The following is a 14,536-nucleotide window of genomic DNA, read 5'->3' as shown; positions in this document are numbered from 1 at the left end:
CCTCAGGCTTCTTTGCTGAACGCGTGTGCCGCCCAGTACGGTTACGGTTCGCAGTGAAGCCAGTAATTCTCCGCATAGCTCGCGCTATAGGGTGGTCGCAGGTGGTAATCGACCGGCAGTTTTCTGATTTGAACTCCTCCGTCCTGCAGTCTTATAGGGAGATACGTGTGCCATTCGGGCGGATCCATTGCCGGAAAATCAATTCTTGTAAAACTAAGGAATCGGTTGCTTGCTTTGCGTGCCATGCACGCGCGGATAACCATCTCTCCCACCGTCAGCATTGTCCGGCACTCCAGGGCACGGCCAAGGTCGTGGGGCGTAGCTGCGTAGAGCCGGGAGTATTCCGCTTCTCTCAGTTCCCCGAGCAGTCTCAAGCCCGCAGCAAGGGTCTCCTGGTTCTTGTACTGGCCGCAGTAATCCTGCATGATCCTGCAGATTCCTGCGTTCAGTTCCTTCCATCCAATGCTCCGTTTCTTCTGCTGCAGGGGCGTATAGATGAGATCCTTCTCCCGGTGCGTCTGTTCCGGATCTATAACGGGTTCCGCTGCTGTTATCGCATATGCAGCGGCTTTTCTTCCGGCATATCTTCCGCACGTGGCAGCCGTGGAGTGCGCCCCTGCGCCGGAGACCGTGCCCCCTGCTCCGTACAATCCTTCGAGATTGGTCCGGAGGTCCCAGTCAACGAGCAGGCCGCCTGCTCCTGTGCGCAAAAGCGGCATGCTCTTTCCTGCCCAATAATTTACCCCCGAACTCTTGGCGTAGGCATCGATGGGCAACACAGGCACCTGGAGCATATCCTTGTCAGGGTCAAAGCCGGCCTTTGTGTAGATATCGTATACGGGGATACGGGTCTTGCCCTCGTTGCCCACCATGAGGCCGAATATAGCCCTGCGCTCTTTTTCCGGAAGGCGCGTCAGATCCGCATAGAGAGGCAATACAAATTCACCTTTGCGGATGCGCTCCGACAGGTCAGGCGCCAGGATCCTCGGATCGTTTTCGTATGTGTGAGGCACGTGCTGGCCCGGGCCGAGAATGAATTTCTGACCCGGAGACGGCTGGAACCGCGCTTCCAAAGACTGTAGCCCGTTTCCGTCTCTGTCGAACCAGGGCACCTCTTTTCCGTTTGCATCTACAATTGGAGTTCCATACCATGTATTACTCGCATTGCCCACACCATAGGGAATATAGCTGTACGGCGTTATCATGGCAGGCCAGGATTTTTCCAGGTTGATGAATTCGGCGCCTGCGTCCCATGCTATGGCGAATCCCTCTCCCGAGTTGTTCAGATCATGCCACATGGAACGATTTTCCGTAGAAAAGGTCCACAACCGTCCCGGTGCCTGCATGGCCACGACGGTGGCCTTCCCGCTGAAGATGTGGAACTCCCCGGTCCGCGTATTGACGCCTGTGGCGCCGACCACGCGTGCTCCCTGCCTGCCTCCTTCGGTGAGAAGTGCGGTAATCATCACGCGATCATGGATCTCTACACCGAGCCGTTTCAACTCTCGATAAAGGCAAGGTTTCACGTTGTGACCATGAACGCGAATATCTATCCTGTTCTTGTAGTCATAGGCGAACAGCAGCTTAGTCGTATCGTCCCTGAATGCTGCGCCTTTAAATTCATCCTGTGCGTCACGAACCCGAACGCCCATGCGCTCTATGTCGAGAAGCGTGTCGTACGCCTCTTGGGCGTTGATGTACAGCGGGGGCCCGCAATCGTAGCCATCGCAGTCTCTGCTTACCGATTCCACAAACTCCTCAGGCGTGACACTCGAGCACGGGTTCGTGCAGGCATTGAGCCAGTGATCCACTCCCGCGCCGCCGTGGCCGCTCCATTTTGTTGCACCTTTTTCGACCAGAACAACGTGCACTCCTTTTCGGCGGGCATTGATAGCGGCGTGGCAGCCGGCGATGCCCCCGCCGAGAACGAGCACGTCCGATGTCACTCTTATTTCGTTGCCGTAGCGCACGGGGTAGGGCCACGCGGGGAACGGCAGGCCGCTGCCAATATACTCGTGCCAGGTTGTCATCTCTTGCTTCTCCTCACTTCTGTTACTCCTTCAGTTCCTGCGTACCCTCTCTGTTCCTCAGTGTGAGGTGCCCAGATAGGCTTTTTTCACCTTCTCGTCATTGATCAGTTCTTTCGCATTCCCTTCCAATATAATTTTTCCGAGTTCCAGAATGTAAGCCCGGTGCGACAGGCGCAGCGCCATGCGGGCGTTCTGCTCGATCAGGACAATGGTCACACCGTGCTTGTTGATATCGGAAATGATCCGTGCGACCTCACGGACAAGCTTCGGCGAAAGGCCAAGGGAGGGCTCATCCAGGAGGAGAACGGTTGGAGATGTCATCAACGCGCGGGCTATTGCCAGCATCTGCTGCTCCCCGCCGCTCAAGGAACCTGCCTTCTGTCGTGCCCTGCTCTGCAGTACCGGGAAACTCGCGTATATCCGCTCGAGGTCCTGAAGAACGGCTGCCTGGTCTGTGCGCAGATACGCGCCCAACTCCAGGTTTTCCATCACGGTCATGGTGCTGAATACTCTTCTCCCTTCGGGCACGTGAGCGATACCCATCCGGACAATCTCGTGAGGCGCCACGCCGTTGAGACGTTTTTCCTGAAAAACTATTTCCCCGCCGTAGGGAACCAGACCGGAAATAGCCTTGAGTGTTGTGGTCTTGCCTGCGCCGTTGGAGCCGACGAGGCTCACGATCTCGCCTTTGTCTACCCTCATGGAAATATTGCGCAGCGCTTCCGCCTTGCCGTAGCGGACACGTATATCACTCGCCTGCAGGAACAATTACAGCTCCTCCTCGTCAGAGCCGAGATACGCCTCGATAACCTCCGGGTTGTGCGCGATCTCCTGTGGCTCAGCCTCCGCGATCTTTCTGCCTTGGTTCAGAACAGCAATGCGATCGCAGAGCCGCATGACTGCTTCCATGTTATGCTCCACGATCACGATCGTAACTCCGCTGTCCCGTATTTTTTCTACCACGCGTATCATGACCGCCGTTTCCTCCGGATGCATGCCTGTGAAAGGCTCGTCGAGAAGGAGAAGTTTCGGGGCTGTTGCCATGGCAATGCAAACACCGAGGATCTTCTGGTGACCGTGAGGAAGGTTCCGTGCCTTGCGGTCCGCATGGTCAGCCAGTCCCATAAAATCAATGATCTCCCGAACTCTCTCACGCGCCCCTTGCTCTTCCTTTCGCACGCTCGACAAATGGAGGAACGCCTTCCAGGCAGGTTCGTGGTAATGCCCGTGCAGTCCGTTGAAGACATTGTCGAAGACCGACAACTCCATGAAAAGCGTAGCAGCCTGGAATGCACGGGCTATGCCAAGGCTTGCAATTTTGTGGGCCTTGACGCCTGTGATGTCCCGTTCTTGAAATAGAATCGTACCTGTTGTGACAGGATGAAAACCGCTTATCAGGTTGAAGAAGGTGCTCTTGCCTGCGCCATTTGGTCCGATCAGTCCCACGATCTCCGATTCCCTGACCTGGAAATCCACCTCGTGTACTGCTGCCAGACCCCCGAAGAATTTAGTCAGCTTTCGTGTTTCGAGCAACGTCTTCATAGGACCCGCTTTTCTTGTTGCTCCTGTACAGAGTTCTTACCGGACGATGCGGCCAGTGGCTCTTTCGTGAAAAAGCCTAGGCGATCGGGCAGGCTCAAGATGCCTCCGGGAAGGAAGATTACCAGAAGGATCAGAACCGCACCGGTCAGGATCGGCTCGATCTCTTTACCAATCCTCAGCAGTTCCGGTACAAAGGTGATAATGGCCGCCCCGATGACGGGTCCCGGAATGTAAAAATTGAGTCCGCCCAGGATACTGTATATCTGGATGTAGATTGATTTGAAAACGTTGAACATGTTGGGTTCAAGGGTCTGAAAATAGTGAGCGTAGAAGGAACCGGCAAGGCCGGCGCCTGCAGAAGAAATGATGAACGCGACGAGCCTGTAACGGAAGAGATCCACGCTCAGGGTCTCCGCAAGCCGCGCATTCAGGCGAATAGCGCTCCACGCCCGTCCTATGCGAGACGTATAAAGAGCGTAGAATGCGAGGATATTTACAAGAAGCAGCATCAATATCAGGTAGTAGTTTGCAGTCTTACCTGTGAAGGTGATAGGGCCGATCGGGTTAGGAGCAGGGATGTCAAGGAGACCTGCCCAACCCCCGAAGAACTCGAAGTGACCAAAAACCTGTACCAGGATCATGTTAACGATCATGGTCTGAATAATAAACGCAACCCCGGGAGCGCGTATAATCACAAGACCGACAATGAACGCGACGCAGGCAGTAGCGAGAGCGGCCAGTGGCATCGCAACCCAGAAAGAGAGACCTGCTTTTAAGACCAGGAGCGCCGATGTATAGGCGCCAATGCCCCAGAAGCCGGCTGCACCCATTGTCACAAGTCCCGCGCTGAAGAGCATGGAGAAGGAGAGCCCCAGCATGATATTGATGCAGGTCATTATGATGAGGTGCATGAAATAGCGGGAATCGGTGAAAAAAGGAAGAAGAGCCAGTATGAGGCAGGCGCAGCCAAGTGCAATTATGCCTTTCTTCCGACTTCCCCTATTCATGATGCTCCGGTTCGCCAAAAAGTCCGCCTGGTTTAAAGACTATGATCACGCCTATCACTGCAAAGAGAAGTATCTCCGAGAGATCACCGACAAAGTACATACCGAAGCTCAAAACGAGACCGACGACAAGCCCCCCTACAACCCCTCCCAGCATGCTCTGCATGCCCCCGACAACGAGAGCCATGAAACAGTTGAGAAGCAGAGAATGGCCCATCGAAGGCGTGATGGAGAAGACGGGAGCCATGATGCCTCCGGCGAGGGCAGCCAGAGCGCACCCTGCTGCGAAAGCAATTTGATAGATGCGGTTGGTATTGATGCCCTGGAGGGAAGCAACTTCATTATCAAGCTTGACCGCACGCATGGCTTTGCCTACCTTGGTGCGCATGAGAAGCCAGTAGAGGCCGAACATGACGCCGATGCAGAGAAGGATAGCCATCACCTTCTCCGCCGGCAGGTTTACCTGACCGATACCCACGGAACCTTTGAAAGGCGGGTGCAGCCCCCTCTCCTGGGTTCCGAAGGAGAGAAGCGCGCCGCGCAGGAGCATCATGGACAGCCCGATAGAGGCTGCGGTGCAGAGCAGGATGTCGCCGCGAATGTAATGGAAAATAAAGCGGTAGCAGAAGAGCGAAAGGATGGTGACCAGCACGATTGCGATCGCAATGGACACAAAAAAGTTGAGATGGAGAAATTCGCAGCAGCCAAACGTGATGAAGGCGCCCAGCATGTAGAATTCGCCGTGAGCGAAATTGAATATCCTGACAACACCGAGGAGGAGAATCAGACCCGATGCGACGAGAACATAAATCAGCCCTATGGAGAGGCCGTTGAGGAGGAGCTGGGAGAAGAGTTCGATCGTCATGCTGTCAGCATGAATCTACTTCCACCCGGGTCCGAAGACCTTCTCGCACGTCGCGACTACCTCGTCACGGCTCATAGTCGCCACGTGTACTATCTTTCCCTGTTTTATCTGCCCGTAGAGAGCCTCCGACACCGAGTCGCAATACTTCGTGTTCCCGAGATCAGGCCTTCTTACCATTCTGGCAGGACCGTCGATCCGATCCCAGAACAGGCCCTTGGAGGCGATGTAATCGGAGACTGTCGTAGGATCGACGCTGTCAGCCTTCTTGAAGGCTTCGAGCAGCGCGGGCCAGGCGGGAATCCAGGGAAATGCAGCTTCAGACCATTTTCCATAGGTCCTGGTGAAGTCATCCTTGAATTTCTTTGCAAGCGGAGGAGGGTTGGGCAATTCGGTGGGTTTGATGTTGCACAGGAGACCTTCCAGTGCCTCGATACTCGCCACCTGCATTACTTCATCAAGCTTTGGTGCAATGGCGCTCAAATGCGCGTTGCCTCTGAAGCCGGCCGCGTACACCGCTTTGAGCTCCAGGCCGAACTGTGTGCCGGAATCAGCACCGGGGTAGTCCATGATATCGGGATTCAGGCTCTTTGCCTTCACTGCCAGGGCGGTGAAATCTACCGCGTCCCGCGGATGAAAAAGTGTATCGAGCACCTTTATGCCGTTAGCCTCTGCAACCTGCTTCTCTTCGGCGGCACGCGCCTTGCCTCCCTCGTCGTTAGGGGATATAAATACGGTTGTTTTTGCGTTGGGAAAGATTTTTTTCGCCACAGCCCATAAAGGCATCAGGCTGGTTCGGGTGGTGGATGTCCCGAAGGTGTAGCGCAGTTTGGGATTCATGGCTCTCAGGCTCGTCCCGCTGAACAGGTTCAGGATTTTGTTCTCTTCAATCATGTTCAGGCCCGAAACCATGGTTGGAGAAGAGATGATGCTGATGATGTATTGGACCTTGTCCTGATAGACGAGCCGCTCCAGGGCTGCCCGGCCGGCCTCCGCAGTCCATTTATCGTCATAGACGATCAGCTGGACCTTGTACGTCTGGCCTTTGATTGTAATGCCGCCTGCATCATTAAACTGGCCAACCAGCATCTCCAGAGCTTTTTTTGTGTCGACCCCAAGCCCGAAGTTGAGCGGGAGAACCGTGCCTACCTTGAGCGTCTTTACGCCCTGCGCGTGAACGGCGCCGGTAACAACACAGACACTAAACGCGACAAGCAGAACCACCAAAAGCCATGCTTTCACTTTCATAATACCTCCCCCCGGTCGAACCTCTCTTCTTAGTAGCGGGCGATCTCAGACAGTGTAGCCACTTCACTGCATCAGGCAGGCTCGCTATCTTTGTCCCTCATTATTATACACAGCCGTCGAAAATATCCACACATTTCTTGGTGGGAGGCCATTGGCGCGAAGCGTATCTTCAGTGACGATTGGTGCTCGAAGTGCCCTCGCGTGTCTCATTCAGTCTGCGAACGATCGGATGGTGCTTCTTGGGGAGGCAGCGAGGTGCCTGTCCCCGGCGGGCTCACGTCTTTTTGACCATGACGACATGCTCTTTATTGTGCTAATGTAGACGAGAGGTAACCCCGGATGAAGAAAGAGATCGACCACCAGGCGGAAGAGCGACGGTAAGGGGAGGATCTTTGACACAAAGAGTGTATACAGGACGCAGTCACTATTTTTATCGGAAAGCTTGATAACTTGGCGTTCTCATTATATGCTTTAGGAGAGGGATTGCACAGTGACGTTACGCGAAGTGAGAAAAATTCTCGATGCCGAAGTTATTGTTGGCGAGGATCAGCTGGATAGGGAGGTTGAGAACGGGGCGAGCGCAGATTTGATGAGTGACGCTCTCGCGTTTGCCCAATCGGCGAGCCTTTTGCTGACCGGTCTGACCAATACACATGTCATCAGGACATGTCATGTGCTTGATATCGTGGCAGTCATCATAGTGCGCGGCAAGCGCCCGCTGCCGGATACTATCGAGCTTGCCAAGGAACTACGTATACCGATCCTGCTGACGAAGTATATTCTCTATGAATCGGTAGGCAGGCTTTACACGCGTGGAATCCGGGGCTGTGTGGAAAAAGCAGGGTGACGCAGCACCTTGACATAGCTCTGGAGTTTCTTGCGTTAGAAGATAGAAGGCAGTGGCGGGTCTGGAGGATCGGGACGGACTAGTCGAAGGCTCGTATACCTTACGGTTTCCGAACGGCCTCGCAAGAGCATGCAGGTGCGAGACGAGGGGTGATGACATGAAAAAACTCGTGGTCCTGCTTGTGTTGATGCTTTTCCCGGCAGCTTCAGTTTACGCCCTTGGTGGAGGCGGAGGTCACGGCGACGGCCGCTGGGATCTTCTTCCGCCCCAGAGTTCGAGTCCGTCGACTTCGCCTACCCAGACTTCTGTTTTCAATTTTTCGTCTGATCGCATATGGGTCACCGACTACCAGGGCGCAACTGTTGATTGCTGGGCTGCTGCAGATTCCAATGTTTTGGCGTGGACGGGCTGGGCTCCTGCGGGGCTGTCATCTCAGCAGATCTTCAACCAGTTTTACTCCGCGTACGGCAGTGTTCCAAATGCGCCCTATCAGGGAATGTACTGGTATTTCAACAATGAAATACCAGGCGTAACAGCCTCTATTCTGCCTCAGTACTATTCCTACATGCAGGGTTGGTCGATACCCGCGATGGAAAGAGCTATCAACGAGCAGCGCGGAGTAGTGCTGGCGCTCTGGAATGACCAAACACAGATCGGTCATTCAGTCACGTTGTGGGGATATCAACTGAACGCGGACGGCTCCTTGAGTGGCGTGTATGTGACCAATTCTGAAGATGCCGGAACGGGGCTTGAACTGTGGCTCGTATCTCCTGATGGTAGTCTGGAATGGCGGGGGTTTGACTTCTGGTACCTTGACACGCTGGACCAGAAGCCGGCCAATTTTGAACCTGCGTCGCCCGCGCAGACTGCTCAACCATCATCATTTCCCGCGTACGCAACGGGGCAACCCGCTCAGGTAGCAGAACCATCAACCGGGTTGGGCCTCGCCGTGGGCATTCTGCTGCTACTGAGACGGCATAGACGCGGGACGATTCCTCCTTATGCCCACCACTGCATCTATCCAGTTGAAGCAAAACTGGCCCTGGAGTGACGCGGTCACGCGAATTCTGTAGAAGATCAATTCTTGGCTTGTTACAATCTGCGCGGGCTGTTTCAGCCTGTCAGCCTGGAGAAGAAGAGGATGTGATATGAATACCACGTTTGGCAAGCCCGCCAGCGACCGCTATTTCGAGGATTATATTCCCGGTTCCGTGTACGAATTCGGATCGATCAGGGCGGAAGAAGAGGAGATGATCGAGTTCGCGAAGCGGTACGATCCGCAAGCCTTTCATGTAGACTCGGTGGCAGCGCGAAAGACTGCGTTCGGAGGCCTTATTGCCAGCGGCTGGTTCACCGCGGCTTTGGCCATGCGTCTCCTTGTGGATCATTATGTGTCAAGCGTCGCGTCCATGGGTTCACCCACGGCCGGAGAGGTAAGTTGGCTCAAACCTGTCAGGCCCGGTGACGAGCTGACGCTTCGCGTAGAGATTTGTGAGGCACGACGGTCGGAATCAAAGCCGGACCGTGGCGTTGTCCGTGCATCCGTCGAAGTGCTCAACCAACATCGTGAAGTGGTGATGACCAGGGATGCAGTCAGCATCGTACGGTCCAGGATCTCACCGTGAGAGACTGCGACGCCCAGGTTCATCAGCAGGAGGGGTGCCCTTATTGTTCTGGGAATATCGCTCTCTTCACCAGTGTTCTTGTAATCTCGATCTTATAGTCGTTCATCGCAAGAGGTACAGCAGAACGCACTGCTGCCTTGCCGGCCTCGGCAGCAACCTTCTCGCTGAGCGCCTTACCCTTTATCAACTCTTCACTGGCGCGCGCCCTCAGAGGCTCAGGAGCGACCCCACCCAATACGATGCGTGCATCGGCGCAGACGCCGTTCCTCACATTGAGTATTGATGCAACGCTTACGACAGCAAAATCGATCGGTGTTCTCAACGTGAATTTGCTATAGCTCTGGCGGGTGCCGTCAGGCGGCTTCGGGATAAAGACCTCTTTTATTATTTCGCCAGGCTCCAGCACGGTGGAACAGGTTGCGCTCGCGGTGAAGAAACGGTCAGCCTTCATCTTTCGCTTGGTTGTGACCACGGTTGCGTTCAGTGCGACAAGTGCCACACCCACGTCGGACGGGTTCACTGCCAGGCACCCGCAGTTGAAGCAGCGGTTGGCCTCCTTCTCGACATCCTCGAGGTCAAGCCCGGAAACATCCTCGACGTCGATATCGCGTGTCCTTTCAGGTGCGGGACGAATGTGAATGCGGACGCGGGGCGTCTCGACAAACAGGGAATCGGTAAAAAAGCTTTCCGTTGCAGATTCCGCAGGGCTCCGTGAGTCTTGTCCGATGAGGACTGCTTCAATGCTGCTGACTGCCTCGCGGGCAGAGGCCACTGCTTGGATCACCGTGGAGGGGCCGGTTACCATGTCGCCTGCGGTAAAGACGCGCCCGGACGTTGACGCTTCGCCGAGAGAGACTTCGGCTGTCTGGCCGATAGCAACGATGATACTGTCCACGTCAAACGTGAGTGCCGCGCATGCGGCATCGAATTGGGGATTGAACGAGCCGTCAGGCTCCCGTACTGAGATACACGTCACGCTCTCGATGCTCTTCACGCGGCCGTTCTCGGCTAGTATCGACTGCACTCCGAGAGAAGGATGGATGATCACCCCTTCTTCCTCTGCCTCGATGATCTCCTGTTCCTGTGCGAGCATGCTGTCCTTTGAATTGAGTTCGCGGCATTCAAGGCAGACGACATGAACTTCCGGCGCTCCGAGCCTTTTTGCTGTTCTTGCGGCGTCCATGGCAACGCTCCCGCCGCCAACCACCACAACCCTACGGCCGAGTGCAACCTTCTGCCCGCTGTTTATTGCAGCGAGGTAATCAAGAGCGTAATGCACACCTTCAGATCCCTCTCCCGGCACATTGAGCTTCAGGCTTTTCCATGTACCCTGTGCGAGCAGGACCGCATCATGGTTCTTCTCGAGATCGGCGAGGCTTATTGCTGTGCCGATTTCTATGCCCAGCTCGAAGATGATACCCATTCCCTTGAGTGCATCGAGATACGTGCTGACCACTTTTTTTGGCAGACGATAGGCTGGGATGCTGTAGCGGAGCATGCCACCTGCCTCACCTGATCTTTCGTAGACTCTCACTTCGTGACCTGATCTCCGCAAATAGTAGGCTGCAGCCAGCCCGGCCGGCCCTGAACCTACGATAGCTATCTTCTTGCCTGTTCCGCGTTCAGGCGCTCTGAAGTATGTGCTCACATGATCCAGGAGATAGTCACCCACCCCCCGCTCGATGCATTGGATCGCCACTGATTCATCGAAGCGGCCCCGATTGCATTCAGGTTCGCAAAAGACCGGGCAGACGCGCCCGGTGACCGCTGCTAAAGGATTGTACTCGATCAGAATGGCTGCTGCCTCTGCCACGTCGCGGTTGCGTACCTTGCTTATGTAAGCAGGGATGTTCGTCTGAACCGGACAATAGCTGGAACAGGGATACTTCTCCAGGGGTGCAGCGCCGAACAGGGAGTGATGTCTGTTGTCGCCGGGCAGTGCGCTGCAGAGATTGCCGCCTTTGCGCAAACAGACGATGGGTCCGCCGATCTGTGCGGGGTACCGATAGTACCAGCACCGTACATCCTGGGCGAGGTTCCCGCCCAGCGTTGCCATATTCCTCACGTGAGGACTGGCTACGGAGTAGGCTGCCTCGGCAAGAAGGCTATACTCGTCCCTGATCTCCGGTGAAGCCGCTACATCGGCCAGCTTTGTTAAGGCGCCCACCGTAAGACCCTTCGCGGTCCTCCTGATGTAGTTCAGGCCGTCTATGGTCTTTATATTGATGACCGCTTCGGGATAGTCGGGCAGACACTTGTCTCTCATGGCTGCGAGTAGGTCGGTGCCTCCGGCGTTGATCTTTGCTTTCCCGCCGTATTCTGAGAGGAATGATGCCGCTTCCCTTATGGACCGTGCGTTGTGGTGTTTGAACGGCTTCATCACACACCCTCCTGCGCCACGCTCTCAACGTTGCCGAGCGCCTTCAATATCTTGTTCGGTGTCGCCGGGTAGTCGTGGAGCCACGCGCCGACAGCATTCGACACGGCCATGAGCACGGCCGAAGGACCGGGCGACGTCGATATCTCACCGACACCGACCGCGTGAAACCTGTGGCTCGGGAAAGGCGTTTCGAGAACGACGTTGTCGATGACGGGCAGTTCCGAAAAAGTTCGCCACTTGTAATCGATGAGATTGGCATTCACGATGTGTCCTGTCCGGCGGTCGAGGATTGTCTCTTCGAAGATGGCGCTGTCGATGCCTGCAGCACCGAAGCACCCGTTGAGCTGCCCCTCGAGGCCCGGAGGATCGATGATCTGTCCCACGTCGGTTGCGTTGACCACGCGCACAAGGTCTACCTTGCCCGTCTCCGTGTCGACCTCGACCTCGACGAAGCTCATCATACAGTTGCACATGGTAAAATCAGGCTCGAAACGTCCGTAGCCCAGTATGGTCCTGTCGTTGCCCATGGCCCTCCACTTGAGGCTCCGTTCAGGTTTCCCCTTCACGAAGACGACGCCGTCTTCTGTATCGAGGTTCGACGGGTCCTCGTTGAGCTTTCCTGCGGCCATCTCGAGGAGCTGCCGCTTCGCATCTTCCGCGGCATTGATTACGGCACTCCCGATCGCATAGGTTCCCCGCGATCCTACGGGGCCGAACTCGAAAGGAGTGACGAGGGAGTCGGCCGGGCTCATGGAGATACGCTCGGGCGGGATCTGCAGAACCTCGGCGGCCATCTTGATGTAGTTGCTCTTCTGACCTGTCCCGTGCTCCGCCACGCAGAGAAAGATGGTTGCGGTGCCGTTGTAGCCGAGCTGCACGTAAGCTTCCGACGCATCTTCGCCGATGTCGGCATTCCCGTGAACGCCGACGCCGATGCCGCGCCGCTTTGTTCCCCGGACTGAACTCGGTTTCAGCCAGCCTTTCCACTTCTCTTTCCACCCGAAGACCTCGGCACCTCTGTCCATGGCCTTCGAGAAATCGACTCCCCGAAAATCGTACCACTCTCCGTCCCTCCAGTAATAACCACCGCCCGGTTTGACGAAGTTCTTCTTCAGCACGTCAAAGGGATCGAGATCCGCCTTCTCCATGGCGAGACAAAGGAGGGGAATGAAAGAACACTTCAGCTCCTGGCCGCCGAAGCCCCTGGTAGCGCCGGAAGCGTTCCTGTTGGTCGCGACCACGATATTCTTCAGGTCCCAGTTGGGGCACTGGGCCATGATCATCAGCTCTCCCGACCCGATGGCGACCTGGGCCTGGGTGGTAAAGGAATAGTATCCGGTGTCGACGTACCACGTTCCCTGTATGGCGGTCAGGGTCCCATCTTTCTTCATGCCGACCCTGGCGTGAATACGGGAGCTGACCCTGAGGACAAAGGTCGCCATGTGCTCTTCTTTCGTGATCATCACCTTTACCGGCCTCCCTGTCGCCCGGCTCAAGAGGATTGCATAGGACTCGACCTGCCAGCAGGTGAATTTTGTGCCGAACCCACCGCCTACCTGGGTGCCTATGCTTCGTACCTCCACCTGTCTGTTGAACACATGGAAGAGTGTTACCTTATCCATGTACGGCGCCTGGCTCGTCCCGTAGACTGTGACCTTGTCAGGTTCCTCCCAGACCGCGATAGCTCCAACCGATTCGGGGGGAAGTGCATTCGGTATGTTCTCGTACCCGAACGTGCCTTCCGTGATCACATCCGCCTCGTCGAATCCCTTCGTCACGTCTCCCCGCACAACGCCTTTCAGGCAGTTGGGGCCATAAATGATCGTGCCTCCCGGGATGACGTTGCTGCCGAACTCCTCGTAAACGAGAGGTGCCCCCGGGGCGAGAGCCGAGTCGATATCGAACACCGCAGGAAGGATCTCGTATTCCACGTCAATCAGCGCAACGGCCTCTTCCGCAATCTCATCGGTTGACGCTGCCACAAGGGCGACAGCGTCGCCCACGCACCTGACTTTGCGGTCGAGGACTCGCACGTTTCTCGGTGTTCCACCCCGGTAATCGGGAATGTCCTCCCACGTGAGCACCGCCTTCACGCCGGGAAGCGCAAGGGCCCTGCTCTTGTCGATCCGTGTGATGACCGCATGGGCATGAGGGCTTCTCTTTACCTTTCCCACGAGAATGTTCGGAAACGTGATGTCATCCAGGTATTGCGCACTCCCCGTGACGATGCTCTCCGCATCCCTGCGCTTCATCGCTTTGCCGATGTACCTGTAGTTACCGCCCATCGCTCACCTCCTCAGGCTTAGCAACGGACATGACAGCCCGGATGACGTGGTAGTGGCTGACACACCGGCAGAAATTTCCCGACAGCGCTTCTTTCACCTCGTCTTCACTCGGCTGCGGGTTCTTGTCGAGGAGCGCCCTCGCCGTCACGATCATGCCCGGCGTGCAGAAGCCGCACTGAAAGGCAGTGTGATCGATAAAGGCCTGCTGCAGAGGATCAAGCTTGCCCGTCTCCCTGTTTCTCAAACCTTCGATAGTCGTAATTGTCTTGCCGTCGCACTCGACAGTGAGAATCTTGCAGGAGAGAACTGCCTTCCCGTCCATGATCACGGTACATGCCCCGCACGCCCCGTGATCGCATGAGATTTTCGTCCCTGTAAGGCCCAATGTCTCCCGCAGCGTATGTGACAGGGTGTGAAAAGGTTCAATCTCTCCTCGCCTCTCGCCGATGTTCAAATCGAACGTCTCTCCATTGACAACGAGTCGTACGGATTCACTCTGCGGAGTTTTCGCCTGTGCCTTTCTTGCTTTTGTTGCTGTCATATTCTCCCTCCCGGCGCGATGGAGCCGCGATCAGCAGTGCTAATGTACCATGCTACGAGATGTCCTGCAATTGTGTCGGCGGTGGGATGAGATCAAAAAATTAGGCTCGATGTGACTGACAGGGAAAAAGCAAACCAGGGTGCGTATCGACTATCCACAAACGATACAACGA

12 protein-coding genes are annotated in these 14,536 nt (G+C 55.8%); 3 read left to right on the top strand and 9 right to left on the bottom strand.

The genetic code is table 11. The annotated features are described in order from the left end of the window. Positions 1–41: 41 nt before the first annotated feature. From VMT71_15275 to VMT71_15250, 6 genes are read right to left on the bottom strand one after another with little or no spacing between them, the layout of a single operon-like run. On the bottom strand, positions 42–2,030 hold the full coding sequence (locus VMT71_15275) for an FAD-dependent oxidoreductase (GenBank protein ID HVN25333.1): 1,989 nt from the start codon (positions 2,028–2,030) through the stop codon (positions 42–44). A 57-nt stretch (positions 2,031–2,087) separates the two neighbouring features. Beyond that, a complete protein-coding gene (locus VMT71_15270) occupies positions 2,088–2,798 on the bottom strand; it encodes an ABC transporter ATP-binding protein (GenBank protein HVN25332.1) in 711 nt (236 codons plus the stop codon). Beyond that, positions 2,799–3,572 (bottom strand): ABC transporter ATP-binding protein, encoded by a 774-nt coding sequence (locus tag VMT71_15265; GenBank protein HVN25331.1) that lies wholly within the window; start codon positions 3,570–3,572, stop codon positions 2,799–2,801. Then, positions 3,569–4,579 carry a branched-chain amino acid ABC transporter permease gene (locus tag VMT71_15260; protein ID HVN25330.1) on the bottom strand — a complete coding sequence of 337 codons (1,011 nt, stop codon included), beginning with the start codon at positions 4,577–4,579 and terminating at the stop codon, positions 3,569–3,571. Before VMT71_15260 ends, VMT71_15265 begins: the two co-directional genes overlap by 4 nt. Beyond that, positions 4,572–5,441, bottom strand: coding sequence for a branched-chain amino acid ABC transporter permease (locus VMT71_15255; protein ID HVN25329.1), 870 nt, complete (start codon positions 5,439–5,441; stop codon positions 4,572–4,574). The genes VMT71_15260 and VMT71_15255 overlap by 8 nt, the downstream gene beginning before the upstream one ends. A gap of 15 nt (positions 5,442–5,456) precedes the next feature. Beyond that, on the bottom strand, positions 5,457–6,686 hold the full coding sequence (locus tag VMT71_15250) for an ABC transporter substrate-binding protein (protein ID HVN25328.1): 1,230 nt from the start codon (positions 6,684–6,686) through the stop codon (positions 5,457–5,459). A gap of 490 nt (positions 6,687–7,176) precedes the next feature. Between VMT71_15250 and VMT71_15245 the strand changes: the two genes are divergently transcribed. From VMT71_15245 to VMT71_15235, 3 genes are all read left to right on the top strand, one after another. Then, positions 7,177–7,533, top strand: coding sequence for a DRTGG domain-containing protein (locus tag VMT71_15245; GenBank protein ID HVN25327.1), 357 nt, complete (start codon positions 7,177–7,179; stop codon positions 7,531–7,533). A gap of 157 nt (positions 7,534–7,690) precedes the next feature. Then, complete coding sequence (locus tag VMT71_15240; protein HVN25326.1) at positions 7,691–8,584, top strand: hypothetical protein; 894 nt, start codon at positions 7,691–7,693, stop codon at positions 8,582–8,584. Positions 8,585–8,681: 97 nt separating this feature from the next. Further along, positions 8,682–9,158 carry a MaoC family dehydratase gene (locus tag VMT71_15235; protein HVN25325.1) on the top strand — a complete coding sequence of 159 codons (477 nt, stop codon included), beginning with the start codon at positions 8,682–8,684 and terminating at the stop codon, positions 9,156–9,158. Positions 9,159–9,198: 40 nt separating this feature from the next. On the opposite strand, the gene VMT71_15230 is transcribed toward VMT71_15235, so the two are convergent. From VMT71_15230 to VMT71_15220, 3 genes are read right to left on the bottom strand one after another with little or no spacing between them, the layout of a single operon-like run. Next, positions 9,199–11,538 carry an FAD binding domain-containing protein gene (locus VMT71_15230; protein ID HVN25324.1) on the bottom strand — a complete coding sequence of 780 codons (2,340 nt, stop codon included), beginning with the start codon at positions 11,536–11,538 and terminating at the stop codon, positions 9,199–9,201. Next, a complete protein-coding gene (locus tag VMT71_15225) occupies positions 11,538–13,823 on the bottom strand; it encodes a xanthine dehydrogenase family protein molybdopterin-binding subunit (protein ID HVN25323.1) in 2,286 nt (761 codons plus the stop codon). Before VMT71_15225 ends, VMT71_15230 begins: the two co-directional genes overlap by 1 nt. After that, positions 13,813–14,364: a (2Fe-2S)-binding protein gene (locus tag VMT71_15220; GenBank protein ID HVN25322.1), complete on the bottom strand. Its 552-nt coding sequence runs from the start codon at positions 14,362–14,364 to the stop codon at positions 13,813–13,815. The genes VMT71_15225 and VMT71_15220 overlap by 11 nt, the downstream gene beginning before the upstream one ends. Positions 14,365–14,536 lie beyond the last annotated feature (172 nt).

The organism is Syntrophorhabdales bacterium, assembly GCA_035541455.1.
Taxonomy (GTDB): Bacteria; Desulfobacterota; Syntrophorhabdia; order Syntrophorhabdales; family WCHB1-27; genus JADGQN01.
The sequence above is the reverse complement of the archived record's forward strand: the minus strand, read 5'-3'. Positions and strand labels throughout refer to the sequence as shown.